A 26,989-nucleotide genomic window follows, 5' to 3' on the forward strand; every position below is an offset into this window, starting at 1 on the left:
GGCGGGTGTCAGCCCTGGTCGGGGGCGCCGCCGAAGCGCTCCCGGTAGCCCTCCAGGTCCTCGTCGGCGATCTTCGCGAAGAGCACCGGCGGGACGGTGAACGGGGTGCCGGCCGGCACCGACGCCAGGGCGCGGGCCTCGTCGGCGGTGACCCAGGTCGCGGTGTCCTCGGGCAGCGCGAACGCGGAGCGCATCGCGGCGGCCGAGGAGGGGATCAGCGGCTCGGAGACCACCGCGTACAGGTGGATGAGGTTCATCGCGGTGCGCAGGGTCAGCGCGGCGGCCTCGGGGTCGGTCTTGATCTCCAGCCAGGGGGCCTTCTCCTCCAGGTAGGAGTTGCCCGCCGACCACAGGGCGCGCAGCGAGGCGGCGGCCTTGCGGAACTGGAGGCCCTCCACGTGGCCCTCGTACTCGGCCAGCAGGCCGGCGATCTGCTCGCCGAGGCGCTTCTCGGCCTCGCCGGCGGGGCTGCCGGCGGGGACCTCGTCGCCGAACCGCTTGCGGCTGAAGGACAGCACGCGGTTGACGAAGTTGCCGAGGGTGTCGGCGAGGTCCTTGTTGACGGTGGCCGCGAAGTGCTCCCACGTGAACGAGGAGTCGTCGGACTCGGGCGCGTTGGCGATCAGGAAGTAGCGCCAGTAGTCGGCCGGCAGCAGTTCCAGGGCCTGGTCGGTGAAGACGCCGCGCTTCTGCGAGGTGGAGAACTTGCCGCCGTAGAAGGTGAGCCAGTTGAATGCCTTGACGTAGTCGACCATCTTCCACGGCTCGCGCACGCCCAGCTCGGTGGCCGGGAACATGACGGTGTGGAAGGGGACGTTGTCCTTGGCCATGAACTCGGTGTAGCGCACGTCCTCGGCCTGGTACCACCAGGACTTCCAGTCGCGGCTCTCGCCGTCGGCGGCGGCGTCGGCCCATTCCTTCGTCGCGCCGATGTACTCGATCGGGGCGTCGAACCAGACGTAGAAGACCTTGCCCTCGGCGGCCAGCTCGGGCCAGGTGTCGGCCGGGACGGGCACGCCCCAGTCGAGGTCACGGGTGATGGCGCGGTCGTGCAGGCCCTCGGTGAGCCACTTGCGGGCGATGGAGGAGGCGAGCTGCGGCCACTCCTCCTCGTGCTCGGAGACCCACGCCTCGACCTCGTGCTGCAGCTTGGACTGGAGCAGGAAGAGGTGCTTGGTCTCGCGGACCTCCAGGTCGGTGGAGCCGCTGATCGCGGAGCGGGGCTCGATCAGGTCGGTGGGGTCCAGGACGCGGGTGCAGTTCTCGCACTGGTCGCCGCGGGCCTTGTCGTAGCCGCAGTGCGGGCAGGTGCCCTCGACGTAGCGGTCGGGCAGGAAGCGCTCGTCGACCGGCGAGTACACCTGGCGGATCGCGCGCTCCTCGATGAAGCCGTTCTCCTGCAGGCGGCGCGCGAAGTGCTGGGTGATCTCGACGTTCTGCCGCGAGGAGCTGCGGCCGAAGTGGTCGAAGGAGAGCGCGAAGCCGTCGTACACGGCCTTCTGCGCGTCGTGGGCCTGGGCGCAGAACTCCTGCACGGAGACGCCGGCGGCCTTCGCGGCGAGTTCGGCGGGGGTGCCGTGCTCGTCGGTGGCGCAGATGTAGAGGACGTCGTGGCCGCGCTGGCGGAGGTACCGGGAGTACACATCCGCGGGAAGCATCGACCCGACCATGTTGCCCAGGTGCTTGATCCCGTTGATGTAGGGAAGCGCGCTGGTGATCAGGTGACGAGCCATCCTGGGATGCTCCATTCCATCGGTGCTGTTTTCCAAAGATCCGGGCCATCATATCGACCCCGACCCGACCCCCCGACCGGATATGGGGGCGGGGGGGGCGGGCCGGGGCCGGTGGGCCGGCCGGGCGTCGGGTCAGTCCCGGCCGCCGCCCATCGCGTCGAGCGCGGTGATCCGGGAGCCGCCGTCGAGTTCGGCGGTCAGCAGGGTGCCCTTGCGGCCGGCCGCGGGCGCGGGTCCGGCGGCGGGAGCGGCCAGGGAGCGGCCGGTGGCCTCGGCCTTCACCGTGCCGACGGCCGCGATGGAGGTGACCTCGCGGCTGCCGGCGGCGAGCAGCCACCACTTGCCGGAGGGGGACTTCCAGGTGGTGTCGGCCAGGATGTGCTGCCCGAACCGGCCGCAGGCGGCGGTGTCGGTGGCCCGCAGCAGGTCGCGGGTGGGTCCGCCGGCGGGGGTGAAGCGGACGATCACGTCGCCGGGGCCGCTCCAGCCGCTGGCCCGGGTGCAGGTCCACAGGGCCTTGCCGGCGTTCTCGGGGAGTTCGGTCTCGGCGAAGTCCCAGATGTTCACGGCGCGCACGGCGCCGCCGCGCAGGTCCCGCAGTCCGCACGCGGCGGCGGCCCACCGGGCCCGGCCGACGGGACCGGTGGCCTCGCGGGGTTGTTTCGCGGGGGTGGCGCCGGTGGGCAGCGGGGTGTGGGTGAGGTGGACCGGGGAGAGGGAGCCGAGGTCGGCGAGGAGGAAGGAGTGCTTCTCGACGATCCGGCGCGAGGAGGTCAGCTCCAGGGTGGGCCACGCGGCGCAGGCGCCGGAGGGGGTGGGGGTGTCGACGGCGGGGGTGAGCCCGTCGCCGCCGACGCTCACCGGGCGGGCCGGGGCCTCGGGGCGCAGCAGGTCGCGGACGGCGGCGTTGGCGATCCAGGGGGCCAGCAGGTAGCGGGCCTTGCCGCCTGTGCGGGAGACGACGAGGGCGGCGGCGGTGGTGACGTTGGCCTCGTCGGTGCGGGCGAACTCCAGGGTGGGGCCGGCGACGGCCGCGGGTTCGCGGGTGCCGGTGCGCAGGGCGAGGGCGGCGGCGGGGCCGTCGGCGGTGACGGGTTCGCTGTAGCGGACCACGCGGTCCTCGTCCCGCATGAGGACGACGGCGCGGCCGTCGACGTTGCCCGCGAACAGCAGCTGCGGGGGGCTGCCGGGCGGGTCGGTGGGGGTGGTGGGGGTGGCGCTGACGCTGACGGTGTCGGCGCGCAGGCCCCAGCCGCCCAGGGCGCGGGCGAGGAGTTCGTGGTCCTCGGCGCGGGCCCCGCGCGCGGGCCAGGCCGTGAAGTCCACGCGGGCGGTGTCGGACCAGGCGGCGGCGGAGGTGCGGACCAGCCGGTCGGGGTCGAGGGCCCCGACGGCCGCGGTGGAGGCGGCCGGGCCGGCGAGGGGGGTGATGACGGCGCCGGCGCCGCCGAGGAGGCCCGCGGTGAGGGTGGCCGCCACGAGGATCCCGCCCCAGCCGGCGGCGTGTCGGCGGCGCCGTCGGCGGAGCAGGTCGGTGGGGCGGGTCTTGACCACGCAGGCGTCGAACTCGGGTCCGCCGGTCAGGTCCTTGCCGGGGTGCAGGGCCTTGGCCTCGCGGACCGCCTCGGCGGGATCCCGGACGCCGACGGCCGCCAGCAGGGCCAGCACGTCGAGTTCCGAGACCCCGTCGAGACGGCGCAGCACGAACGCGGCGCGCACCGGCGGATCGGCCTCGGCGAGGTCGGGGCCGAGGAGCACGGCGTCGGCCGGTCCGGCGGGGGGCCACAGGCGCAGCCCCCACACGTAGGGGGCGACGGGCCAGGGCCGGCGGGCCCGGCGGCCCCGGGCGAACACGGCGCGCAGAACGCGGACCCGGGCCGCCGCGAGCGGGTCGGGGACCCCGTCGGGGCCGGGCGGGCCCTCGTCGCCGCGGAACAGCCCGGCGAAGGGGGACCGGGGCAGGGCCCGCTGGACGGCCTTGTGCGCGGTCAGGACGCGGGAGTGGCGTCCGAGGTCGTCGGGGAGGGTCAGGTAGGCGAGTCTGACGAGTTCGGGATAGTGCTCGACGAGGGTCGCCTCGGCCCGTTCCATGACGTCGGACCGAAAACGCGATGGCTTGCTCACCCTCCGTCAAACGAGTGATTCCTCGGATGGTCACACGCGGAAAAGGATCCGGTGGGACCGATGAGTTCGAGGATGATCGACGGTCGTAGGGGGTGGGTGGGCCCGCACGGGCCCCCGCGGCCCCCGCCGTCGTTCCCGAGACCCGAGGACTTCCCGACATGCGCACTCTCATCAGCACCGCCTTCATCTCCCTCGACGGGGTCGTGGAGGCCCCCGGCGGCGAGCCCGGGTACCGGAACTCGGGCTGGACCTTCAAGCACACCGAGTTCCTGCCCGAGGCGTTCGAGATCAAGGGCCGCGAACAGGGCGAGGCGGCGGCGATGCTGCTGGGCCGCACCAGCTACGAGGCATTCGCGCCGGTGTGGCCGGACATGGCGGACTTCGCCGAGTACAAGGGGATGCCGAAGTACGTGGTGTCGACGACCCTCTCCGAGGGCGACCTGGTGACGAACTGGGGCGAGACCACGATCCTGCGCTCGGTGGCGGAGGTCGCGACCCTGAAGGAGACGGAGGGCGGCCCGATCATCGTGCACGGCAGCGCGACCCTGAACCACGCCCTCTCGGACGCGGGCCTGATCGACCGCTACCACCTGCTGGTCTTCCCGCTCCTCCTCGGCGCCGGCAAGCGCCTGTTCAGCACGACGGACAAGGAGGTCCAAAAGCTCCGCCTGGTGGAATCCGAGACCTACGCCAACGGCCTCCAGAAAAACGTCCTCGACGTGCTCCGCTGACCCCCGGGTCCTCGGACGCCGAAGGACCGCGACTCCCGGAAGTCGGGGCCCTGCGCGCCGTACCGCGGCCGTGGCCAACCGACGCCTCCTGAACTCCGGCCTTCGGTGGCGAACAACCGATGATCGACTCGGGCGTGAACGAAATCCGGCATCCACCCAAGGTAATCGCGCCATTACTGAGAGCACATGATCGTCGAGGGTCGGACGCGCTCTAGGCTCCCGGCTCAGACGGGCCCGTGGGGTCGGTCGGTTCGCGCGTGGCGAGTTGCGAGGGAGAGTCCGGATGAGCGGGAAGTTCGACGTCGGCGCGGCGAGCGGGCAGTGGCTGGAGCGCTGGCGGGCCGGGTGGACGGGCGCCGACTCCGCCGTCGGGACGGCGGGTGCGGGCCGGCGGCGGAAGACCCCGCCCGTCAGGCTCCTGTCGGGGGTGTGGGCGCATGCCGCCGCCCGGGCCGAGCAGGGCTTGGAGCTCACCGCGTGGGAGAAATCGATCCTCGCACCGCTGCAGGACGTGCTGGGTGTGGAGCACGTGGCCGCGATGGGTCGCGTCTACCGCGAGGAGCGCGCCAAGGGTGCGATCCCCTCCCTCCCGGAGGTCCTCGCGTCCCGTCCGCTGGACCAGGGCTTCGACCTGCCCGAGTACCACAAGGCCCTGGGCGAGCTGCTGCCGGTGATCCTCGCGCAGCCCAACGTGTCGATTCAGGACGTGTCGGCGCTGGTGTCCGGGAAGGTCGTCGATCCGCCGGAGTTCACCGCCGCGCTGGCCGAGTACGGGTTCGGCGTCACCGGCTTCTCGGGCCCGGACACCACTCCCGAGGAGGCGTCGCGGACCACCTTCGGTGTCCGGCCGACCGGGTCCTACCGGACGCGCATGGAGTGGGTGGAGTTCGAGTGCATCGAGGCGGTCGGTGACCAGGGCGGCGGCAAGGACGAGATCTACTGGACGGCCGCCTCCAACGCCCACGGCTACCACCACACCACCCGAACCCGCGAGACCGGTTCGGTCAAATCCGGTCACGTCTACCCCATTCACGGCGACCAGGAGACCGGCAGCATGGCGTTCTTCGACGCCACGCTGAACGAGGAGAACGGCTGTCTGTCGTTCCTCATCACCCTCTGGGAGGCCGACGACTCGGGTGCCGAGTGGTACACCGAGTTGGGCAAGGCCCTCAACCAGATCGTCGACACGATGCAGCTGTCGGCGGACTTCGCCGGCCTGTTCCCGGGCACCGACCTCTACGGGGCGATCTACGAGGGGCTCTCCTTCCTGGCCGAGATCTGGGAGCACCTGCGCAACAAGGACGACCTGGTCCTCTCCCGCGGCATCGCCCTGAGCCTGGGCGACCTCAGCCTCCTGGAGTACAGCTGGAACGGGAAGATGACCGTCGACTTCGACGCCACCTCCAGCGGCATGGGCCACTTCTCCCTCACCACCCAGAAGACCGGGGACAGCATCCCCGTCTTCGACGGCGGCCGGCCCGTCGAGCCCAACTGGCCGGGCCTGCGGGGCACCGACTTCGTCGCCGATCTGGACGCCGCCTGCAACGTGCCGGGCAGCCCCGACGACGTGTACCTGTTCAAGGGCGACCGCTACCTCCGCTACAACACCGCCGACGAGAAGATCGTCTCCGGCCCCCGGCCGATCGCCGCCGGATGGCCGGGCCTTCAGGGCACCGACTTCACCGGCCGCATCGGCGCCGCCTACACCGTGCCGGGCAGCGCCTCCGACCTCTACCTGTTCAGCGGCACCCAGTACGTCCGCTACAACGTCAAGAGAGAGAAGATCGCCTTCGGACCCGACTCCCTCTCCTCCGCATGGCCAGGCCTGAACGAGCTCACCTACCTCTTCGGCCTCAGCGCGGCGTGCCCGGTCCCCGGCCACCCCACCGATGTCTACCTCTTCCAGGGCTCCTACTACGTGCGGTACAACGCCGTCGACAACCACCCCGTGGGCCCCGTGAAGACCATCGCCGACAACTGGTCGGACACCAACGGCACCGCCTTCACCCTGGGTGTCGACGCCGCCTGCGCCGTCCCCCACAGCAGCACCGAGGTGTACCTGTTCACCGGGCCCGCCTACATGAAGCACAAGATCTGACCCCGACCCCGCGACCCCGCGACCCCGAAGAGCCTTCCAACTCTCCGCATCGGAGCACCACATGCCCACCTGGAACACCGAGGGCTCAGGCGACCCCGACCTCGCCGTCAGCGACCTCACCTTCGCCCCCGAGACCCCCGTCAAGGGCAAGGACCTGACTCTGACCGTGACCGGCACCCTCAAGCGCGCCATCACCAGCGGCACGCTGAACACCAAGATGAAGTACGGGATCGTGACCGTGCTCGCCGAGTCCGTCCCGCTCGGCCACACCGGAACCGGCCCGTTCACCGCACAGCAGGTCATCCACCTGCCCGAGGACGCGCCCAGCGGCTCCTACACGGCCCACGTCACCGTGCTGGACGACAACGGCTCCGAACTCGCCGCCCTGTACGCCGACCTCCGACTCTGAGACCTGGTCGGCCGGGCCACCGCCGGGCCGGCAGGGGGATTCGTTTCCCGTTCCCCCGTCGGCCCGGATCCGGCGCGGGGCCTATTCGGTTTTGATGGCCGTGAGCATGTCGAGCTCGGCGGCGTTGCGGGCGGGCCAGGCGGCGGCCAGGACGCCGACGGCGGCGGCGCCGAGGAGGAAGAGGGCGAGGCGGCCGACGGGGAAGAGGTAGGCGTAGTGGCCGTACATGCCGTCGGCGAAGGTGGTGCCGACGGCCCAGGCGAGGAACGCGCCGATGCCGGTGCCGAGGACGGCGCCGAAGAGGGAGATGACCACGGCCTCCAGGCGGATCATGTTCCGCACGCGGGGCCGGTCGAGGCCGATGGCGCGGAGCATGCCGATCTCCTGGGTCCGTTCGTACACCGACATGGCGAGGGTGTTGACGATGCCGAGGACGGAGATGACCAGCGCCATGCCCATGAGCCCGTACATGACGTTCAGCATCGTGTCGAGGCTGCCGGCCATCTCCGCGCGCATCTGTTCCTTGGTCGCGACCTTCATGGCGGGGCTGTTGCCGAGCGCGTCCAGGATGCTCTTCTCGGCGGCCTTGGACGCGCCGCCCTCGGTCTTCACGAGGATCTCGCTGACGCCCGTGTCACCGCTGTGCGCGGCGTAGGTGCGGAGGTCGAGCATGAAGTGGACGTAGGGGCGCGGGTCGCGGTGGATCCCGGCGACGGTCAGTGTGGCCTTGGCGTCACCGGCGAAGGTGGCCTCGAAGGTGGAGCCGACGGTGAGGTCGTTGCTCGCGGCAGCGGCCTCGGTGACGAGGACCTTGTCCCCGCCGAAGTCCTTCAGGTCGCCGTGCACCATGTCCACGGTCGTCACGTCGCCGATGGTGTCGGGGTCGACGGTCTCGGTCACCTGGCCCTTGTCGCCGATGCGGAAGGACCCGCTGCTCTTGGGCGAGACGGTCGTGATGCCGGGGGCCTTGGCCAGTGCGGTGAGCACGGACGGGTCCAGGGCGTTGAGTCGGCCGGCCATGGTGACCCGGTAGTCGGCCTTGACGTTGTCGGTGCTCATCTTGCCGATCGCGGTGCCGAGGGCGACGCCGAGGATCGACAGGGTGGAGACCATGGTGAGGCCGACGGCGAGGGAGGCGGCGGTGGCGGAGGTGCGGCGGGGGTTGCGGGCCGCGTTGAGGGCGGAGAGCTTGCCCGCCGTGCCGAAGAGACGTTCCAGCGGTCGGCGGACCACGGCGAGCAGGGGGCGGGCGAGCGCCGGGAGGGCCACGATCAGGCCGATGAGGAGGAAGAAGGCCCCCGCCGCGATGACGAAGCGGCCGTTGTCCTCACCGACCGCGACTCCCGCCCCGCAGACGCCGAGTCCGAGCAGCGCGAGGCTGCCGCCGAGCGCGGTGCGGAGCACCAGGGACTTGGCGGTGGCGGGCAGGTGGGCGCTGCCGAGGGCGGCGACCGGCGGGATCTTGGCGGTCTGTCGCGCGGGCAGCCAGGCGGCGATCAGGGTGACGATCAGGCCGATGACGACGGCGGCGATCACGGTGGAGGGGGCCACCACGAGCTCACCGCGGGGGATCTTCACGCCCACGGCGGCCATCGCGGAGTCCAGGCCGGCGGCGAGGCCGATGCCCGAGACGAGGCCGATCGCGGAGCCGATCACACCGACCACGCCGGCCTCGGCCAGGACCGCGCGCTTGACCTGGCCCCGGGTGGCGCCGACGGCGCGCAGCAGGGCGAGTTCGCGGGTGCGCTGGGTGACGAGCATGGTGAAGGTGTTGTGGATCAGGAACACGCCGACGAACAGGGCGATCCCGGCGAAGGCCAGCAGCATCTGGTTGAGGTTGGCCATCTCCTTCTCGGCCGCCGCGACGTGCTTGCCGGCGAGGACGGAGCCGGTCTCGGCCTTGGTGTCCTTGTCGAGCAGGGGCTTGATCGCCGCGAGGAGCTTCCGCGGGTCCGTGCCGGCCTTCGCGGTCACGGAGACCTCGGCGTGGAAGCCGGGCTCCAGGTGGCGCTGTTGGGCGGTGGCGGTGTCGAAGAGGATCAGCGAGCCGCCGTCGTGGACCTTGGGGTCGGTGGTGGTGAACACGCCGGAGACGGTGGCCTCCGTGACGGGCCCGTTGCCCGCGACCCGCACCGTGTCGCCCGGCTTGTAAGCGCCCTGGGCGGCGGTGTCCTTGTCGAGGGCGACCTGGCCGGGGCCCGTGGGGGCGGCGCCGGCGGTGAAGGTGTGGGCGGGGTCCTTGCCGTCGGGGCCGGGGGCGAAGTTCGAACCCCGGTGGTCGTTCTCGCCGATCAGCTTCCCGTCACGGTCGCCGACGGCGGCGAAACCGAAGACGCGGGGCGCGACCCGGTCCACGCCCGGCAGCGCCGCGATCGCGTCCACGGTCTTCCGGTCGATGCCGGGGGCGGCCTTCTTGCCGGTGTACATGGCCTCGGGGCCGTCGTGGGTGACGACGACGGCGAGCGCGCGGTACGCCTCCTCGTAGCGGCCGGCCTTGGCCTTGGAGATGGTGTCGGTGTAGGTGAGGGTGCCGGAGACGAAGGCGACGCCGAGGGTGACCGCGAGGAGGGTCATCAACAGGCGTGCCTTGTGCGCGAGCACGTTGCGCAGGGCGGTACGGAACATGAGGGTCTTTCTTCAGGGGGTGGGAAACGTTGTCGCGGGGCTGCCCTGCGTGGGCCGGCTCGTGCGTCCGTCGGCGTCGACGGTGGGTCCGTACGGAGCCGGAGGAGAAGGTGTCCGGTCGCCCCGGCCGTACACCTCCGAGTCGTTCACGGCGCGCGCGGCGACCGCCCGGGACGGCGCCGGCGGCGCGGGAGGTGAGGCAGGACGGGACATGGCCATGAAGGGGTCTCCTGTGAAGGCGGCACGGGTGTCGCCCCGCGGCGGATCCGAACCGGGGCCGTGCCACGAGAAGGGCACACTCACCATCCTGGACGCGCGGCCAGCCGAAAGGATCAGGCCGAAAGATGGAGCGCGCTACCCCTCTCGTCGCCTCCCCGGGACCTCCGCCCTCAACCGCGGGTAGCACCCCGATGCCCAAGGACCCCCAACCCCTCGCCACCGCGGAACGCACCCGCGCGGTCGGCCGGCCAGGTCGCGAACCGGCCAATACCCGAATGACTGCGCAATGGAGTGGATCAGTCACATACGGTGGCGCCCGAAGGGTCAGGGCAGATCATTCGACACAGGCAGGGGAGACGTCAGATGCAGGAGAAGCGGTTGAAGTCCTGGGGCAACAACCAGGCCGGGCAGCTGGGGGACGGCACCTGGACCGACTTCCGCACCACGGCGACGACGGTGCTCGGGCTCACCAGCGCCGAGGTGGTGAAGATCGACGCGGGCGGGATGGGATCGCGGAACGGGCACGGCCTGGCCCTGCTGACCGACCGCACCGTGCAGTCCTGGGGTTCCAACAACGCGGGACAACTTGGTGACGGCAGCGTGTTCGGCCACAACGCCCCGGGCCAGGTCGTGAACCTGTCCGACGCCACCGACATCGCCGCGGGCGGCGCCCACTCCCTGGCCCTCCTCGCCGACAAGAGCGTGGTGGCCTGGGGGCGCAACGATCACGGGCAGCTCGGCAACGGCACCAACGCCGACAGCAGCGTGCCGCTCCGGGTCGAGGGCCTGACCGGGGTGATCGCGATCGCGGCCGGCCTGAGCCACAGCCTGGCGCTGCGCGAGGACGGCACCGTCTGGGCCTGGGGACACAACACCAACGGGCAGCTCGGCGACGGGTCCTCCACGACCAGGAACGTGCCGTCCCAGGTGGGCGGCCTGACCGGGGTGAGTCTGATCGCCGCCGGCGGCCACCACAACCTGGCCCTGGTGGGCCCGGCCGGGAACGGCGGCGTGCTGATGGCCTGGGGCCACAACGCCAACGGCCAACTCGGCGACAACAGCACCGTCTCCCGCTTCACGCCGGTCAAGACCCAGGACACCTGGAGCGGCGAGGTCACCCGGATCGCCGCCGGCGCCGGCCACAGCCTGGCCGTGACCGGCCCGGACAACACCCTCCACGCCTGGGGGCGCAACGAGTCCGGCCAGCTGGGCGACGGCACCACCGAGCACCGCGCCGGCCCGGTCCGGGTCCCCGGCCTCACCGGTGTCCGTCTGATCGCCGCCGGCCGCGAACACACCGTCACCCTCCTCGGCGACAACACGGTCCGTTCCTGGGGCGCCAACGCCTCTGGCCAACTCGGCAACGGCACCACCACCGACAGCGATTCCCCGGTGACGACGCTGACCGCGCTGACCGGCGTCGACAAGATCGCCGCATCCGTGGGCGGCGACTTCAGCCTGGCCAACTAGCAGGCAGGGCGGAGAACACGTCCCCACGCCCGCCCCGGCACCGCGCCGGGGCGGAGTCACACCCGGTCACGGGCTTCCGCTGCCGCCTCCCGGTCGCCGACCGCTGCCGGGCGGCGTCGGGCCCGGGGGCGGGGGCGGGTCGTGGCCGGATACGGGCTCTGGTGGCGGTGCCGAAACGATCTTAGGGTCGCAAGGCCGGAAGGGCCCGGGCGCACCACGCGACCGGTGTTCTTCTTCTCGGCAGAGCGGAGAACCTCCCATGGCCTCGCGGCTGTACGTGACGCTTCGTGACGACTTCCTCTGGTCGGTGGACGTGGCCGGCGGTCATGCCGCGCGCCTCCCCGATCTCGACGGGATGTACGCCGACGACATCACCGCGATCGCGTCACACGCCAAGACCTCCCGGCTCTTCTGCGCCGCCGGCCCGACGTTCCACGTGCTCGACGTCAGCGGGCCCCGGCCGGCCCTTCTCCACGTCGAGGAGATCGGCAAGGTCGACGACGGGCTCTCCTCCGTGCTCGCCGGGTTCGCCACCGACGACCAGGACGACGCCAACCTCGTCGCCTTCACCTACTCCCCGCCCATGCCCCCCTTCCGCGAGAACCCCGGCCGCCCCGCCCTCGCCGGCGCGCTCCTTCAGTACACGCTGCCGGACCTGGTCTACGCGCGGACGCGGAGCCTCGACGGCCTCGGCCGGCACCTCGCCCTCGCGCCCGGCGGTCACCTCGCCTGCGTCACCCTCCACGACAGCACCCGCGCCCGCCTCCTCCAACTCAAGAGCGGCGCGCAGTTCACCAGCGTCGAACTCGGCGCCCAAGGCGGCCGGGCCGCGGTCTCCCTCACCGGCGACACCGCCTACGTCACCCTCCCCGAGGGCATCGCCGTCATCGACACCGCGAACGCCGAGGTCACCGAGACCTGGGCGTACCCGGCCGTCGACCTGGCCGCCTCCTCCAGCGGACTGTGGCTCTACGCCATCACCGCGACACCGACCCTGAGGCGGATCTTCCTCCCCGCGGGCTTCGACTCCGCCGAGTCCATCCCCCTCCCGATCCCCGAGGACTGGTCCCTCTTCCCCGGGGCCCGGGTCACCGTCAGCCCCGACGACGAACACCTCGCCGTCCAGACCACGCCCACGACTCTGATCGTCATCGACACCCAGACCGGAGAACCCGTCTCCACCGTCACCTTCCCCCACCCCGTCACCGGCCTCGCCTTCGCCTGAGCCCGGACAACGCAAAAGCCGGTCAGGGCGACTTCGCGTCTTCCTGACCGGCTCTGTTGGTCCGATGACCAGTGTGTCCGAGGGGGGACTTGAACCCCCACGCCCGATAAAGGGCACTAGCACCTCAAGCTAGCGCGTCTGCCATTCCGCCACCCGGACCGGGTGCGTCCCTCGCGGTTGCCCGCGGCGACACGGAGAACTCTACCAAGAGCTCGGAGCGCCTTTCACCAGGGTTTTCCCGCCCGGGACGTCCACGTGGCCGTACAGGCCGATGGCGAGGACCTCGCACACAAGGGGGACACAGTCCGAGGGCGAAGCGCTCGGCGGAACAGTCGTCCGCTCGGCGAACCGGGGGCCCGTGACGTGCCGGTCGGCCGACCGCGGTGCGGCCGCCGGCGCGCGCCACAAATCCGCGGACACCGTTCATGGCGTCCCACAGCCTCGCGGGACACTACCGATGAGGACCACCACGAGAGAGGACGAGGATGAAGACTTCCCGGTACAAACGGCCGTCACGCCCGCACCGGCCGAAGGTAGGGCCGTGATGCGCCGCACACCGTCCGCCAAGGTCGCCAGTGCCGGGGTGACCCATACCAAGCAGGCCGTCGAGGACGAGCTGGACTGGTTGTTCCGCGAACAGCCCACCGAGGACTACGGCATCGACGCGCACGCCGAGGTCGTCGACGGCGAGGACGTCCGAGGCCGACTGTTGGCATTACAGATCAAGAGCGGGATGAGCTGGTTCCGGGAGACGGCGCCTGGGGGCTGGTGGTTCCGGCCGGACCCGGAGCACGTGACCTACTGGCTCAACCACTCGCTGCCGGTGGCGGTCGTGCTGTACCACCCGGAGACCCAGCGCTGCCATTGGCAGCTGGTGAATGGTCGGACACTCCTGAAGGCCACGTCGGGCGGCTGGAAGCTGTTGGTTCCGGAGGCACAAGTACTGGACGCCGACGCGGCGGACCCGCTCCGCGAGGCTGCCGAGGGCGACCCGTACGTCCTGCGTGTCCGCCAGTTGCAACTGGCGAAGCCCTGGATGGAGCTGCTGGCCGGCGGCAAGCGCCTGGTGGTGGACATCGAGGAATGGGTCAACAAGTCGTCCGGTCGCGGCTCCGTCTCACTGGGCTTGGACAACGAGGACGGCCGGAAGCCCGAGGAGCTGGCGAACTGGGGCGTGTTCCTCGGCTTGGCGAGCTACGCGGAGGTGGTACCGGGGCTGTTCGCGTGGGCGGACGTACACGTGCACGAGGAAACCTACGACGACGCGGAGTACGACGAGTACGAGACGGAGTGCGTCTTCCACGACAAGGAAGGTGACCACTTCGTGAGTGAGACCTTCGAAGAGTGGCGCGGCAGCAGGTTGGCGCAGGGCTTGCGGCCCTACGCGAATAGCGCCGATGAGGTGGACTTCTGGCGGCTGGAGCTCACGCTCAACGAGCTGGGCAGGGCGTTCTTGGTGGTGGACAGGTTCGGGAGGGAGGGCGGGACGTTGCTGACACTGCACGAACCGTAATGCGCACCCCACATCGCGAGGAGGGGTCGGAACGTGGTGGCGGTGGTCCGAACACGCACGGCCTGTCGGGATGGACCTGACCTCACGAAGGCTTCGTGCGCGTCCTCGCCTTGCCATCGCCGCACGGCCTGTTTCCCGAACAACACAATGAACCCCGGACCCAAATGGGTTCGGGGTTCATCGGTACCGCTGTTGTGTCCGAGGGGGGACTTGAACCCCCACGCCCGATAAAGGGCACTAGCACCTCAAGCTAGCGCGTCTGCCATTCCGCCACCCGGACCGGGTGCGTCCCTCGCGGTTGCCCGCGGCGACATGGAAAACCATACCAGGCCCCGCAGGTGCTCCACGACAGCGTTTTGGCCGGTCAGCCGTTCTCTCCGGCGCGGTTGCCCTCCAGCCAGTCGGCATTCGTCTGCCAGGCGTACAGGGTGGTGCCGTCCGTGTACGCGTAGTAGCGCTCGCAGCGGGCCGCGGCCTTGGACTCGGCGCCCTTGGGGAACCACTTCGCCTCGATCTCGGGCTTGGCGGCGGTCTTGTTCTTCTCCAGCGCCTTGCAGCCCTCGGGGAGCTTGGCGTCGGCGAGCTTGGCCTTCAGGAGACGCTCGCCGCCGGTGGTCTTCATCGCGTACTCGACGTCGCTCGCGGTGTCGGGCAGCCAGCGCGGCACGGAGGGGCGGGCCGACTTCGCCGCGCTGCCGCTGGCGTAGGTGGAGCTCTCGTCGTGCCGGTTCTCGTACCACTCGGAGGCGGCCGGGATCGCGATGGCGGCGGCGATGCCGAGGCCGGCGACGGCGCCGACGGTGATCAGGACGGCGGACTTCGTGCTCATGTGGTGTTTGCTCCCGAACGCGGTGGTTTCGACAAGATCCATCCTGCCGTCCGGTCCGCCCCGTTTCCGTCCACCTCGTGGACCTTTTCCGTGTACCTCTCAGGTCGTACGAAACCCCCACCCGGCCCCGAGGCGGACTCGGGGCGGCATGGGGGTTTCGAGGTGCGGTGCGGGTCAGGGGGCGGTGATGACCTGGCCCGCGTACGAGAGGTTGCCGCCGAAGCCGAACAGCAGCACCTTGCCGCCGGAGGGGATCTCGCCGCGCTGGAGCAGCTTGGACAGGGCGAGCGGGATGCTGGCGGCCGAGGTGTTGCCGGAGTCGACGACGTCGCGGGCGACGACGGCGTTCACGGCGCCGATGCGGGCGGCCAGCGGTTCGATGATCCGCAGGTTGGCCTGGTGCAGCACCACCGCGTCCAGTTCCTCCGGGCTGGTGCCCGAGCGCTCGCAGACCTGCCGGGCCAGGGCGGGCAGCCGGCTGGTGGTCCAGCGGTAGACGGCCTGGCCCTCCTGGGCGAAGACCGGCGGGCAGCCCTCGATGCGCACGGCGTGGCCCATCTCGGGGACGGAGCCCCACAGCACCGGGCCGATGCCCGCGGGGGCCTCGCCCTCGTTCGCGACGACCACGGCCGCGCCGGCGCCGTCGCCGGTGAGCACGCAGGTGGTGCGGTCGGTCCAGTCGGTGATGTCCGTCATCCGGTCCGCGCCGATGACCAGGGCCCGGCGGGCGGCGCCGGCGCGGATCGCGTGGTCGACGGTGGCCAGGGCGTGGGTGAAGCCGGCGCAGACCACGTTGAGGTCGAGGACGGCGGGGGCGGCGCCCATGCCGAGACGGGCGGCGACCCGGGCGGCGGTGTTCGGGGAGCGGTGCACGGCCGTGGAGGTGGCGACGACGACGAGGTCGATGTCGTCGGGGTCGAGGCCGGCGCCCGCGAGGGCCTTCCCGGCGGCCTGGGCCGCGAGTTCGTCCACCGGCTCCTCGGGACCGGCGACGTGGCGGGTCTTGATGCCCACGCGACTGCGGATCCACTCGTCATTGGTGTCGACGAGGCCGGCGAGGTCGTCGTTGGTCAGGACCCTGGCGGGCTGGTAGTGCCCCAGTGCCACCACACGCGAACCGGTCACGGGCGTTCTCCCCCTTGTTCGGCGGTTACGGACGACAGGGTGACCCAGCTTTGCCTGCTACCAGCCGGTACGCGGGCACGGGACCCGACAGGGAATACCCCCGCGAGTTTGGAGGAACCGGCCGACCTCGCCCCGCCCCGGCCGGGTGGCTTCCGGTTCGCGCAGAATGAGAGGGAACACGATATCGGCGGGAACGGGAAGAGGCGATCGCGGGATGGGACGGGTCACCGAGCGGCGGCGGGTCACGCGGGTGCGGGGCGGCCGGCCGGTGGGGGCGCGCAGCGACACGCTCGCGGTGGAGGAGCCGCTGGAGATACGGCTCGACGGGCGTTCGCTGGCCGTGACCATGCGTTCCCCGGGGGACGATTTCGCGTTGGCCGTGGGGTTCCTGGTGAGCGAGGGGATCGTGGGGTCGGCGGCGGACGTGGGGGCGGTGACCTACTGCGAGGGCCGGGACGAGGACGGGGCGAACACGTACAACGTGGTGAACGTGCGGCTCGCGCCCGGGGTGCCGGTGCCGGCGGGGGCCTTGGAGCGGGCCGAGCGCTTCGGCGTGGTGAGCTCCTCGTGCGGGTTGTGCGGGAAGACGAGCCTGGCGGCGGTGCGGACGGCGACCCGGTTCCCGGGGCTGCCGGGGGCGGATCCGGTGCGGGTCTCCCCCGAGGTGCTGGCCGGGTTGCCGGATCGGCTGCGGGCCGTGCAGAAGGTGTTCTCGGCGACGGGCGGGGCGCACGCGGCGGCGCTGTGTTCGGCCGAGGGGGAGCTGTTGGAGGTCGCCGAGGACGTGGGGCGGCACAACGCGGTGGACAAGGTGATCGGGCGGGCCGCGCGGGCCGGGCTGCTGCCCTTGCGGGGGCGGGTGCTGCTGGTGTCCAGCCGGGCCTCGTTCGAGCTGGCGCAGAAGGCCGTGATGGCGGGGATCCCGGTGTTGGCGGCGGTGTCGGCGCCCTCGTCTCTGGCGGTGGACCTGGCGGCGGAGTCGGGGTTGACGCTGATCGGGTTCCTGCGAGGCGAGGACATGAACGTGTACGCGGGCGAGGAGCGACTGCTGTGGTCGCCCGAGGATTCACCGGCCGGGGTGGGCGCGCGGGGCGCGGCGGGCTGAGTCCGGGCCCGGTGGGGCGGAACGGACCCGGCGCCGTCAGCGGCGGCCCCGGGTCCGGTTCTTGCGGGTGCGGGCGCGGGCGCTCGTGGTCTCGGTCTCGGGCGGGTCGATGCGGTGCTCGGCGAGGGCTTCGGGGAGGGGGGCCGCGCCGGGGCCGCCGGCGCGGGCCCAGTCGGCGACGGTGTCGGTGAGGTCGGTGTCGAGGACCCCGCCGAGCCAGACGGCGCGGGCGCCGGCCCGGCGGGCGGCGGCGCTGGGTTGGACGACGAGCACGTTGGCCTCGGCGCAGGGGCCAAGGCAGTCGGTGACGCGCAGGGCGGGGGTGGGGGCGCCGTCGGGGGCGGTGGGCGCGGTGGTGGCGGCGCGGAGCCGGGCGAGTTGGTCCTCGTGGTCGGTGCCGGGGCGTTTGCGCGCGGTACCGCAGCAGCAGCCCCGGCACACGACGAGGGTGCAGGGGCGCGGGGCGCTGGGGCGTGTCCATGTCACGGTGCGCACGCTACCGGGCACCGGGCGGAGCCGGGCCGGTGGGTGACGAGAGGTGCGCCACACCGGGTCTCAGGCGGTGCCGGGGACTCCCGCCGGGGTGGTGGGGGCGGTGGCCGGGGGCGCGTCCTCGACGGGGTCGGCGGCGCGGCGGCGGGCGATGACGGCGCAGACCATGAGCTGCATCTGGTGGAAGAGCATCAGCGGCAGGATGGCGAGGGCCGCCTGGGAGCCGAAGAGGACCCCGGCCATCGGGAGGCCGGCGGCGAGGCTCTTCTTGGAGCCGGCGAACTGGATGGCGATGGAGTCGGCGCGGTCGAAGCCGAGACGGCGGGCGCCGTACCAGGTGAGGCAGAGCATGATCGCGAGGAGTACGGCCTCGACGAGCAGGAGCAGGCCCAGGCGGCCGGCGCTGACCTGGTGCCAGACCCCGGCGACCATGCCGGCGCTGAAGGCCGTGTAGACGATCAGCAGGATCGAGCCCCGGTCCACGTAGCCGAGGATCTTCTTGTGGCGGGTGAGGAAGGGGGCGACGCGGGAGCGGCAGAGCTGGCCGAGGAGGAAGGGCAGCAGGAGCTGGAGGCCGATCTTGACCAGGGCGTCGGCCTGGAAGCCCCCGGTGTCGGCGCCGAGGAGGAGGGCGACGAGGAGGGGGGTGAGGACGATGCCGATGAGGCTGGAGAAGGAGCCGGCGCAGATCGCGGCGGGGACGTTGCCCCGGGCGATGGAGGTGAAGGCGATGGAGGACTGGATGGTGGAGGGGACCAGGCAGAGGAAGAGCAGTCCGGCGTGGAGCTGGGGGGTGAGGACGGTGGGGACCAGCCCGCGGGCGGCCAGGCCGAGCAGTGGGAAGGCCACGAAGGTGCAGGCGAGCACGGTCAGGTGGAGCCGCCAGTGGCGCAGTCCGGTCATGGCCTCGCGGGTGGACAGCCGGGCGCCGTAGAGGAAGAAGAGCAGGGCGACGGCGGCGGTGGCCAGTCCGTCGGCGAGGTCGGCCGGGGTTCCGCTCGCGGGGAACAGGGCGGCGAGGCCGACGGTGCCGAGGAGGGCGAGGACGTAGGGGTCCAGCGGGAGCCGGAGTCTGCGGAGGGCGGGCGGCATGGGCACGGGGTCGGGCCTTCGGGTCGGTTTCGGGGACGGGGCGGGCACGGCCGGGGCCGGTCCGCGCGGGGGCGTGGGGGGTGTGTGACGCGTGGTGCGTGTGGGGCGCAGGGGGTGATGTTCGTCGTCCTTCCATCCTCGCCCGGGGGTCGGCCATCGGGAAACCCGCACACCGCACTGACTGTCATCGTGTTCTGTGATGGCCTGCGGGGGCCGGGCGTGGTTGGCTGGGGTCCATGTACGACCCCGTTCACCTGCGGACCTTCCTCGCGGTCGCGCAGACGCTGAGTTTCACCCAGGCCGCCGGGCGGCTCGGGGTGGGGCAGTCCACCGTGAGTCAGCACGTGCGCCGGCTGGAGCAGGCGACGGGGCGGCCGTTGTTCGCGCGCGACACCCATCGGGTGGCGCTGACGGAGGACGGGGAGGCCCTGTTGGGGTTCGCGCGGACGATCCTGCAGGCGCACGAGCGGGCGGCGGAGTTCTTCGCGGGTTCGCGGGTGCGGGGCCGGCTGCGGTTCGGGGCCTCGGAGGACTTCGTGCTGACCCGGTTGCCGGAGATCCTGGAGGGGTTTCGGCGGCGGCATCCGGAGGTGGAGCTGGAGCTGACGGTGGAGCTGTCGGGCACCCTGCACGAGCGGCTGGCGGAGGGGCGGCTGGACCTGGTGCTCGCCAAGCGGCGCGGGCCGGGGGACGAGCGGGGCCGGTTGGTGTGGCGGGACCGGATGGTGTGGATCGGGGCGGAGGGGGTGCGGGTGGATCCGGAGCGGCCGGTGCCGTTGATCGCGTTCCCGCCGCCCGGGTTGACCCGGGCCCGGGCGCTGGAGGTGTTGGAGCGGGAGGGGCGGGCGTGGCGGATCGCGTGCACGAGTCCGAGCCTGAACGGGTTGCTGGCGGCGGCGCGGGCCGGGCTGGGGGTGATGGCGCACACGCGGGGGTTGATCCCGCCGGGGCTGGTGCGGGTCTCGGGCCTGCCGGAGCTGGGGCCGGTGGAGTTCGCGCTGGTGCGGGGCGGGGTGGGGGACGGACGTGGGGAGGGCGCGGCGGCGGCCGAGGCCCTGGCGGAGGCGATCCTCGCGGGCGCGGACCGGTTGAGTCGGGGCGCGGGCGGGGGCTGAGGGACGGGTAGGGGCTGAGGGACGGGCTCGGGTCTGACCGGAAAGCCCCGGCCGGCGGATGCGGGTGGGGCGGCTCGTGGTGTCGGCGGCGGGGCGGGGGCTGCGGGTTCGCGTGCGGGGTGCGTGGGGGCCGCGTGCGCGAGTCGTGCGCTCTTCGGCGAAGGGGCCGCGCGGGCGGCCCGAGCTGGGGTAGCGTCGCGCCTCGCCGGCGCGAAGAGGAGGGGACCGTGCGCGAGTTCACCACGCCCACCGTGCTCCCGCACCCCCCGGTCGGGGGGTTGGCGGACGTCGTGTTCGAGCGTGCCCGGCGGGATCCGGAGCGGGTGGTGTTGTGGCGGCCGGCGGCGGGCGGGTGGCGGGAACTGACCGCCCGGGGGTTCGCCGACGAGGTGACGGACCTGGCACGCGGGTTGTTGGCGCGGGAGGTGCGGTTCGGGGACCGGGTGGGGTTGATGGCGCGGACCCGCTGGGAGTGGACCCTGTTCGATTTCGCCCTGTGGGCGATCGGGGCGGTGCCGGTGCCCCTGTACCCGAACTCCTCGGCCGAGCAGGCCCGGTGGATCCTGGCGGACGCGGGGTGTTCGGCCTGTGTGGTGGAGGACGAGGACCAGGCGATGACGGTGGGCTCGGTGGTGGACGGGTTGCCCCGGTTGCGCGCGCTGTGGCAGATCGATCCGGGGCCGGCGGACCGGCGGCCGGGGGCGGTGGCGGAGTTGACGGCGGCGGGGGCCTCGGTGGATCCGGCGGTGGTGTGGCGGCACCGGGAGGCGGTGCGGGCGGAGACCGAGGCGACGGTGATCCACACTTCGGGGACCACGGGTCCGCCGCGCGGGTGCGTGCTGACCCACGCGAACCTGATGTTCGAGGCGGACACGTTGGTGGCGCGGTGGGGCGAGGCGTTCGGGGGGAGCGGGCGGGAGCCCGCGTCGACCCTGCTGTTCCTGCCGGCGGCGCACGTGTTCGGGCGGGTGGCGCAGGTGGCGGCGGTGCGGGGCGGGGTGCGGTTCGGGCACGCGCCGAACACGTCGGCGGCGGCCTTGGCGCCGGCTCTGGCGGCCTTGCGGCCGACCTTCCTGCCGGCGGTGCCGCACCTGTTCGAGAAGGTGTTCGCGGGGGCCCGGCGGGAGGCGGAGTCGCGGGGGCGGGGCGCGGCCTTCGATCGGGCGGTGGACACGGCGGTGCGGTACGCGCGGGCGCGGGAGGAGCGGGCGTTCGGGGTGGGGCCGGGGCCGTCGGCGGGGCTGCGGATGGAGCACCGGGTGTTCGAGCGGGTGGTGTACGGGCCGCTGCGGGAGACCTTGGGCGGGCGGGTGCGGTCCGCGATGTCGGGGGGCTCCGCGATGCCCCGGCGGTTGGGGCTGTTCTTCGAGGGGGCCGGGATCACGGTCTTCGAGGGGTACGGGCTGACGGAGTCGACGGGCGCGGCCACGGCGAATCCGCCGGGCGCGGTGCGGTACGGGACGGTGGGTCCGCCGGTGCCGGGGACCTCGGTGCACGTGGCGGGGGACGGGGAGGTGTGGCTGCGGGGTCCGCACGTGTTCGCGGGGCACCTGGACGGGGAGCGGGGGGTGGTGGGGCCGGGCGGGGAGGGGTGGTTCGCGACCGGGGACCTGGGGAGTCTGGACGAGGAGGGGTATCTGACGCTGACGGGGCGCAAGAAGGACATCCTGGTGACCTCGAACGGGAAGAACGTGGCGCCGGCGGTGTTGGAGGAGCGGGTGCGGGCGCATCCGTTGGTGCACCAGTGTCTGGTGTCGGGGAACGACCGTCCCTATGTGGTGGCGTTGGTGACCCTGGACGCGGACGCGGTGGCGCACTGGTTGTCGATGCGGGGGCGGTCGCGGGTCTCGGCGGCGGAGGCGGCGCGGGACGCGGCACTGTCGGCGGAGTTGACGGCGGAGGTGCGGCGGGCGGTGGTGGCGGCGAACGCGCTGGTGTCGCGGGCGGAGGGGATCCGGCGGTTCCGGGTGGTCGCGCGGCCGTTCACGGAGGAGGGCGGGTTGTTGACGCCCTCGCTCAAGCCGCGTCGGCGGGCGATCGAGGAGGCGTACGCGCGGGAGATCGCCGAGCTGTACGCGCGGTGACGCCGGCGGGCGGGCAAACGTGGCGGGGCCGGCGTGAACCCGCTCTTGACCGGCGCGTGAGAAGTTCTTGACGGTTCGTCAGTTCCTGCTCAGAATGCGGGAATTCCGACCGGAGGAGAGTTCTCGTGTCGCGTTCCCTTCGCACCCTGGCACTGACGGCGGCCGGCCTCGCGCTCGTCACCGCCTGCAATTCCGCCGCGAACACCTCCGCTCCGGGCGGCCCCGCCGGCGGTGCGACCCGGGGGGTGACCGCGGACGCGATCAAGGTCGGCGGGATCGTCTCGATGACCACGGCCAGTGGGTACAGCAAGAAGGACACCGACCTCGGGGCCCGGGCCCGGTTCCTCAGAGCCAACGCCGAGGGCGGGGTCGCGGGGCGGCGGATCGACTACATCGGCGCCGAGGACGACGGGCAGGACCCGGCGAAGAACCTGGCCGCCGCCCGCAAGCTGGTGCAGCAGGACGGGGTGTTCGCCGTGGCCCCGATGAGCTCGGTGACCTTCTCCGGCGCCGACTTCCTGCAGCAGCGGAAGGTGCCCACCTTCGGCTGGGGCACCCTGCCCGCCTTCTGCGGTCCGCGGTACGCGTACGGGTTCAACGGGTGTCTGGTGCCCAGTCCGGGCGGGTCGATCAACCAGACCTGGCCGGAGGGGATCGCGCAGGTGCTCGGCGGGGCGAAGGGCAAACGGGTCGCGGTGATCGCCAACGACTCCGACGCGGGCAAGTTCGGGATCAAGACCTTCTCGCAGGGGTTCGCGGCGGCCGGCTTCGAGGTGTCCTACGCCAAGCCGAGCGTGCCCGGCACGGCCGTGCCCAGCGACTGGTCGGCGTACGTCAAGGACCTCCTCGGCGGCGACGGCGCCGCCCCGCCGGACGCGATCGTCTCCGTGATGCAGACCCCGTACAACATCGGCCTGTTCACCGCGCTGAAGCGGGCCGGGTACCGGGGGGTGTTGAGCGACCCGACCGACTACGACCCGGGGCTGCTCGCCAAGGACGCCACCCGGCAGGCGCTGGACGGGGTGCACGTGCTGCTCCAGTTCGAGCCCTTCGAGTCCGAGGCGCCCGCGATGAAGGCGTTCAAGGCCGACATCCGGGCGGCGGCCGGCAAGGACGTGCCGCTGAACATGCACATGATGACCGGCTACATGTCGGCGGACCTCTTCCTCGCCATCGCCGCCAAGGCCGGCAAGGACCTCACCGTCGACTCCTTCCAGGCCGCCGCGGCCGGCTTCTCCGACCGCGACACCCTCGTCGGCGCCCGCGAGTTCCCCAAGGGGCAGAAGGACAGCTTCGGGTGCGGCGCCCTCGTGCAACTCACGGGCGGCTCCTACCGGGTCTCGGTGCCCTTCACCTGCCGGCGACCCATCCCCTTCAAGTAGGCCGCCGGCATGGGGGACCTGCTCGTCTTCGTGCTCAGCGGTCTGGTCTCCGGGGCCCTGTACGCGCTCCTGGCCACCGGCCTGGTGCTCTCCTACTCGGCCTCCGGACTCTTCAACTTCGCCCACGGCGCCACCGCCTACCTGTGCGCCCTCGCCTTCCACGAACTGCGCTCCGGGCTCGGCCTGCCCGCCGTGCCCGCCGCCCTCCTCGTCGTCCTCGTGCTCGCCCCGGGCCTGGGCTGGGCCCTGGACGCCCTGATGTTCCGCAAACTGGCCCGGGTCGGGCAGAGCGCGCAGATCGTGGCCACCATCGGCCTGCTGGTGGCCCTGCCCGCCGCCGGGCTGTGGCTGGTGGACCTGCTGACCTCCGCCGGGGTGCCGCTGCGCCCGGCCGAGAACCAGTTCGGACTGCCCGGCCTCGGCCCGAGCCCCGCCGTGTCCTGGCAACTCGGCGCGGGCATCGGCGTGGACTCCGACCAGGTGGTCACCTGGGTGCTCACGGCGCTGGTGGCCCTCGGCCTGTGGGTGCTCATGCGGCACACCGCGCTCGGACTGCGGCTGCGCGCCACCGTCGACAACCGCACCCTGACCGAACTGCGCGGGATCGACGCCGACCGGCTCTCCTCCCTCGCCTGGATGATCTCCTCCGGCCTCGCCGGGCTCGCCGGGGTGCTCGCGACCCCGCTGCTGGGCCTGTCGGCGCACGACTTCACCCTGTTCCTGTTCGTGTCGGCCACGGCCGCCGTGCTCGGCCGGTTCTCCTCCGTGCCCGTCGCGTTCGCCGCCGGCCTCGGCCTGGGCGTCGTGCAGAACCTCGTCGCCGGCTACGCCTCGGCCGCCGAACGGATCACCGGACTGCGCACCGCCGTCCCCTTCCTGATCCTCTTCGCCGGACTGCTGCTGCTGACCCGGCGCGGCCGACCGGCCGGCACGGCGGGCACCGACGCGCCTCCGCCGGACCACCTCGCCGGGGCCTCCTGGGGACGCCGCTGGGGCCCGTGGGCGGCGGCCGCGGTCGTGACCTGCGCGGCCCTGTACACCGTGACCACCCCGTTCTGGAGCGGGCTGATCGCGCAGGGACTGGCGGTCTCCCTGGTCTTCCTCTCCTTCACCGTGGTCACCGGGCTCGGGGCGATGGTCTCCCTCGCGCAGGCCGGGTTCGTGACGGCGGCGGCCCTGACCGCCGGGGCCCTGATGGCCCGGGGCTGGCCCTTCGCGGCGGCCCTGGCGGCGGGGACCTGCGTGGCGGCGGCGCTGGGCGCGCTGGTGGCCCTGCCCGCGCTGCGGCTGGGCGGCCGGGCCCTGGCCCTGGCCACCCTCGCCCTGGCCTTCCTCGCCGACCAGGTCCTGTTCCAACTCGGATGGCTGCGCAACGGGGACGCCGGTTGGCCGATCCCGCGCCCGGTCCTGGGCCCGATCGACCTGGGCGACGACCGGGCCTTCGGGGTGGCCCTGGTGCTCGTGGTCGCGGCGGTCGCGGCGGCCCTGACCCGGTTGCGCGGCTCGGCGACGGGACGGGCGATGCTCGCGGTGCGCTCCTCGGAGGCGGCGGCCGCCGCGTCCGGGATCTCCGTGGTGCGGGTGAAACTGCTGCTGTTCACGCTGTCGGCCGGGCTCGCGGGCTTCGGCGGGGTGCTCTACGCCTCCTACAACACCCGCGTCACGGCCACCGACTTCACGGCCGTGACGGGGCTGGTGTGGCTGGCCGTGGTGGTCGCGGCGGGGGTGCGGCGTCCGCAGTACGCGGTGGTGGCCGGGCTGGTGTACGCGCTGATGCCCCGGCTCATGGCGGACTGGGTGACGGACTCCGCGCACCTGCCCGTGGTGCTGTTCGGGCTCGCCGGCCTGGCCCTGGCCAACGATCCGGACGGCTACTGCGCGGCCCTCTCCGTGCGCCGGGCCCGCCGCCGGGCGGAGCGGACGGAGCGGGCGGACGCCGAGCCCGCGCCGGCGCCCGAGCCCGTACCGGTGCCCGGGGCCCCGGCGACGCCCGTGCGCGCCGAGGACCGGCCCACCGGCCCGACGCGCGGGCCCGAAGCCGACACCGACGCCGACACCGAGGCGGTGCCCGCGCTGGAGTTGCGCGGGATCCGGGCCGGGCACGGCGGCGGCGAGGTGCTGCACGGCGTGGACCTGACGGTCCGCGCGGGCCGGGTGCTGGCCGTGCTCGGCCCCAACGGCGCCGGCAAGAGCACCGCGTGCGCCGTCGCCGCCGGGATCCTGGCCCCGGCCGACGGCCGGATCCTCGTGCACGGCCGGGACGCGACCGCCGACCGCGCGGTGCGGCGGGCCCGGCGCGGGGTGCTGCTCGCCCCCGAGGGCCGGGGGGTGTTCCCGGCGCTGACGGTGGACGAGAACCTGGCGCTGCGGCTGTCGCCGGCCGAACGGGACGCCGTGCGCGACCGGTTCGGGCGGCTCGCCGAACGACGCGGGGTCCTGGCCGGATCCCTGTCCGGCGGTGAACAGCAGCTCCTCGCGCTGGCCCCGCTGCTGCTGCGTCCGCCGGCCGTGCTGATCGCCGACGAACCCTCGCTGGGGCTCGCGCCCCGGATCGTGGAGGAGGTGCACGGATTGCTGGTCGAACTGCGGGACGCGGGCACGGCGCTGCTGCTCGTGGAGGAGAAGGCGGTGGAGACCCTGGGCATCGCCGACACGGTGGCCTACCTGTCCGAGGGCCGCGTCTCGTGGTGCGGGCCGCGCGCCGAGGTGGACGCCGACCGGCTGACCGATGCCTACCTCGGGATCGGCTCGTGAGCGCGGGCGCGCCCGCCGGGGCGCCGCCGGTGCTCGCGGCCCGGGGAGTGGGGGTGTCCTTCGGCGGGGTGCGGGCGCTGACCGGGGTGGACGTGGAGGTGCGGGCCGGCGAGGTGTGCGGGCTGATCGGGCCGAACGGGGCCGGCAAGACCACCCTGTTCGACGTGCTCTCGGGGATCCGGCGGCCCGACCGGGGACGGCTGGAGCTGGACGGCCGGGACGTGACCCGCCGCTCCCCGGTGTGGCGGGCCCGGCACGGGGTGCGGCGCACCTTCCAGCGGCAGCAGCTCTTCGGACAGCTCTCCGTGGCCGACCACCTGCTGGTGGCCCAGGACTGGCGCGGACGGGGCGGGCTCGGCGGAGCGGGCCGGCGGGAGCGGGCGCGGCGGCGCGAGCGGGTCGGGCAGGTGCTGGAGCTGTGCGGGATCGCCGACCTGGCCGGGGCCCCGGCGGCCGGGCTGCCGCTGGGCCGGGCCCGGCTGGTGGAGCTGGCGCGGGCGGTGGCCGACCGGCCCCGGGCACTGCTGCTGGACGAACCGGCCTCGGGGATGTCCGCGCCGGAGCGGGACCGGCTCGGCGGGGTGATCGGGCGGCTGGCCCGGGAGGAGGGGTGCGCGGTGCTGCTGGTGGAGCACCACGTGTCCTTCGTGATGGAGCGCTGCGCGCGGGTGGTGGTGCTGGACCTGGGCACGGTCCTCGCCGAGGGCGACCCGGCGACGGTCCGCGCCGACCCCCTGGTCCGGGAGGCGTACCTGGGCGGCGGCTGACCGGACGAACCGGGTACGGAGCGGGGCGGGGCCGGGGGTGCGGGTGGGGTCCTTCGGCCCTGTCGGCGGGCGGGGCGGCCGGCTACGGTCGTGCGGA

Annotated in this window: 19 protein-coding genes and 2 tRNA genes; 12 read left to right on the forward strand and 9 right to left on the reverse strand. The window is 73.0% G+C overall.

Annotated elements, in window-relative coordinates; all coding sequences use genetic code 11:
- Nucleotides 1-8: 8 nt before the first annotated feature.
- Nucleotides 9-1,733 (reverse strand): methionine--tRNA ligase, encoded by a 1,725-nt coding sequence (metG, locus tag ACN20G_RS02450; RefSeq protein WP_424211036.1) that lies wholly within the window; start codon nucleotides 1,731-1,733, stop codon nucleotides 9-11.
- 132 nt (nucleotides 1,734-1,865) lie between these two features.
- Nucleotides 1,866-3,824: a hypothetical protein gene (locus ACN20G_RS02455; protein WP_424211037.1), complete on the reverse strand. Its 1,959-nt coding sequence runs from the start codon at nucleotides 3,822-3,824 to the stop codon at nucleotides 1,866-1,868.
- Nucleotides 3,825-4,015: 191 nt separating this feature from the next.
- Between ACN20G_RS02455 and ACN20G_RS02460 the strand changes: the two genes are divergently transcribed.
- The 3 genes from ACN20G_RS02460 (at nucleotide 4,016) to ACN20G_RS02470 (ending at nucleotide 7,095) form a co-directional block, all read left to right on the forward strand.
- Entirely contained in the window at nucleotides 4,016-4,588 is a 573-nt protein-coding gene (locus ACN20G_RS02460; protein ID WP_424211038.1) for a dihydrofolate reductase family protein, read from the forward strand.
- Nucleotides 4,589-4,871: 283 nt separating this feature from the next.
- Complete coding sequence (locus ACN20G_RS02465; RefSeq protein WP_424211039.1) at nucleotides 4,872-6,686, forward strand: hemopexin repeat-containing protein; 1,815 nt, start codon at nucleotides 4,872-4,874, stop codon at nucleotides 6,684-6,686.
- Between the two features lie 61 nt (nucleotides 6,687-6,747).
- On the forward strand, nucleotides 6,748-7,095 hold the full coding sequence (locus tag ACN20G_RS02470; protein WP_424211040.1) for an ML domain-containing protein: 348 nt from the start codon (nucleotides 6,748-6,750) through the stop codon (nucleotides 7,093-7,095).
- Nucleotides 7,096-7,176: 81 nt separating this feature from the next.
- On the opposite strand, the gene ACN20G_RS02475 is transcribed toward ACN20G_RS02470, so the two are convergent.
- A complete protein-coding gene (locus ACN20G_RS02475; protein ID WP_424211041.1) occupies nucleotides 7,177-9,720 on the reverse strand; it encodes an ABC transporter permease in 2,544 nt (847 codons plus the stop codon).
- 582 nt (nucleotides 9,721-10,302) lie between these two features.
- On the opposite strand from ACN20G_RS02475, the gene ACN20G_RS02480 reads away from it, so the two are divergent.
- Both ACN20G_RS02480 and ACN20G_RS02485 read left to right on the forward strand, forming a co-directional pair.
- Nucleotides 10,303-11,409 (forward strand): RCC1 domain-containing protein, encoded by a 1,107-nt coding sequence (locus ACN20G_RS02480; protein WP_424211042.1) that lies wholly within the window; start codon nucleotides 10,303-10,305, stop codon nucleotides 11,407-11,409.
- A gap of 259 nt (nucleotides 11,410-11,668) precedes the next feature.
- Nucleotides 11,669-12,634 (forward strand): hypothetical protein, encoded by a 966-nt coding sequence (locus ACN20G_RS02485; RefSeq protein ID WP_424211043.1) that lies wholly within the window; start codon nucleotides 11,669-11,671, stop codon nucleotides 12,632-12,634.
- Between the two features lie 74 nt (nucleotides 12,635-12,708).
- Here ACN20G_RS02485 and ACN20G_RS02490 read toward each other — a convergent pair.
- A tRNA-Leu gene (locus ACN20G_RS02490) sits at nucleotides 12,709-12,793 on the reverse strand.
- 298 nt (nucleotides 12,794-13,091) lie between these two features.
- Between ACN20G_RS02490 and ACN20G_RS02495 the strand changes: the two genes are divergently transcribed.
- Nucleotides 13,092-14,147, forward strand: a complete 1,056-nt coding sequence (locus ACN20G_RS02495) for a DUF4365 domain-containing protein (protein ID WP_424211044.1) — start codon at nucleotides 13,092-13,094, stop codon at nucleotides 14,145-14,147.
- Between the two features lie 195 nt (nucleotides 14,148-14,342).
- Here the strand turns inward: ACN20G_RS02495 and ACN20G_RS02500 are convergent.
- From ACN20G_RS02500 to ACN20G_RS02510, 3 genes are all read right to left on the reverse strand, one after another.
- Nucleotides 14,343-14,427: transfer RNA gene (locus ACN20G_RS02500), tRNA-Leu, on the reverse strand.
- Nucleotides 14,428-14,511: 84 nt separating this feature from the next.
- On the reverse strand, nucleotides 14,512-14,976 hold the full coding sequence (locus ACN20G_RS02505) for a hypothetical protein (protein ID WP_424211045.1): 465 nt from the start codon (nucleotides 14,974-14,976) through the stop codon (nucleotides 14,512-14,514).
- A gap of 174 nt (nucleotides 14,977-15,150) precedes the next feature.
- Nucleotides 15,151-16,101, reverse strand: a complete 951-nt coding sequence (locus ACN20G_RS02510) for a beta-ketoacyl-ACP synthase III (protein WP_424211046.1) — start codon at nucleotides 16,099-16,101, stop codon at nucleotides 15,151-15,153.
- A 214-nt stretch (nucleotides 16,102-16,315) separates the two neighbouring features.
- Here ACN20G_RS02510 and fdhD point away from each other — a divergent pair, with 214 nt between their 5' ends.
- Nucleotides 16,316-17,206 (forward strand): formate dehydrogenase accessory sulfurtransferase FdhD, encoded by an 891-nt coding sequence (gene fdhD / locus ACN20G_RS02515; protein ID WP_424211047.1) that lies wholly within the window; start codon nucleotides 16,316-16,318, stop codon nucleotides 17,204-17,206.
- Nucleotides 17,207-17,242: 36 nt separating this feature from the next.
- Here fdhD and ACN20G_RS02520 read toward each other — a convergent pair whose 3' ends face one another.
- Both ACN20G_RS02520 and ACN20G_RS02525 read right to left on the reverse strand, forming a co-directional pair.
- The gene (locus ACN20G_RS02520) at nucleotides 17,243-17,692 is read right to left on the reverse strand and encodes a (2Fe-2S) ferredoxin domain-containing protein (RefSeq protein WP_424211048.1); all 450 of its coding nucleotides are present in this window, start codon (nucleotides 17,690-17,692) and stop codon (nucleotides 17,243-17,245) included.
- A gap of 69 nt (nucleotides 17,693-17,761) precedes the next feature.
- Nucleotides 17,762-18,790, reverse strand: a complete 1,029-nt coding sequence (locus ACN20G_RS02525) for a bile acid:sodium symporter family protein (RefSeq protein WP_424211049.1) — start codon at nucleotides 18,788-18,790, stop codon at nucleotides 17,762-17,764.
- A 227-nt stretch (nucleotides 18,791-19,017) separates the two neighbouring features.
- Between ACN20G_RS02525 and ACN20G_RS02530 the strand changes: the two genes are divergently transcribed.
- From ACN20G_RS02530 to ACN20G_RS02550, 5 genes are all read left to right on the forward strand, one after another.
- The gene (locus tag ACN20G_RS02530; RefSeq protein WP_424215340.1) at nucleotides 19,018-19,905 is read left to right on the forward strand and encodes a LysR substrate-binding domain-containing protein; all 888 of its coding nucleotides are present in this window, start codon (nucleotides 19,018-19,020) and stop codon (nucleotides 19,903-19,905) included.
- A 227-nt stretch (nucleotides 19,906-20,132) separates the two neighbouring features.
- The gene (locus tag ACN20G_RS02535; RefSeq protein WP_424211050.1) at nucleotides 20,133-21,989 is read left to right on the forward strand and encodes an AMP-dependent synthetase/ligase; all 1,857 of its coding nucleotides are present in this window, start codon (nucleotides 20,133-20,135) and stop codon (nucleotides 21,987-21,989) included.
- 125 nt (nucleotides 21,990-22,114) lie between these two features.
- The gene (locus ACN20G_RS02540) at nucleotides 22,115-23,371 is read left to right on the forward strand and encodes an ABC transporter substrate-binding protein (RefSeq protein WP_424211051.1); all 1,257 of its coding nucleotides are present in this window, start codon (nucleotides 22,115-22,117) and stop codon (nucleotides 23,369-23,371) included.
- 9 nt (nucleotides 23,372-23,380) lie between these two features.
- Nucleotides 23,381-26,125 (forward strand): ABC transporter permease subunit, encoded by a 2,745-nt coding sequence (locus tag ACN20G_RS02545; protein WP_424211052.1) that lies wholly within the window; start codon nucleotides 23,381-23,383, stop codon nucleotides 26,123-26,125.
- Complete coding sequence (locus ACN20G_RS02550) at nucleotides 26,122-26,892, forward strand: ABC transporter ATP-binding protein (protein ID WP_424211053.1); 771 nt, start codon at nucleotides 26,122-26,124, stop codon at nucleotides 26,890-26,892. Before ACN20G_RS02545 ends, ACN20G_RS02550 begins: the two co-directional genes overlap by 4 nt.
- The last annotated feature ends 97 nt before the right edge of the window (nucleotides 26,893-26,989 follow it).

The organism is Streptomyces dryopteridis, from assembly GCF_049606955.1.
In the GTDB taxonomy this organism is placed as follows: domain Bacteria; phylum Actinomycetota; class Actinomycetes; order Streptomycetales; family Streptomycetaceae; genus Streptomyces.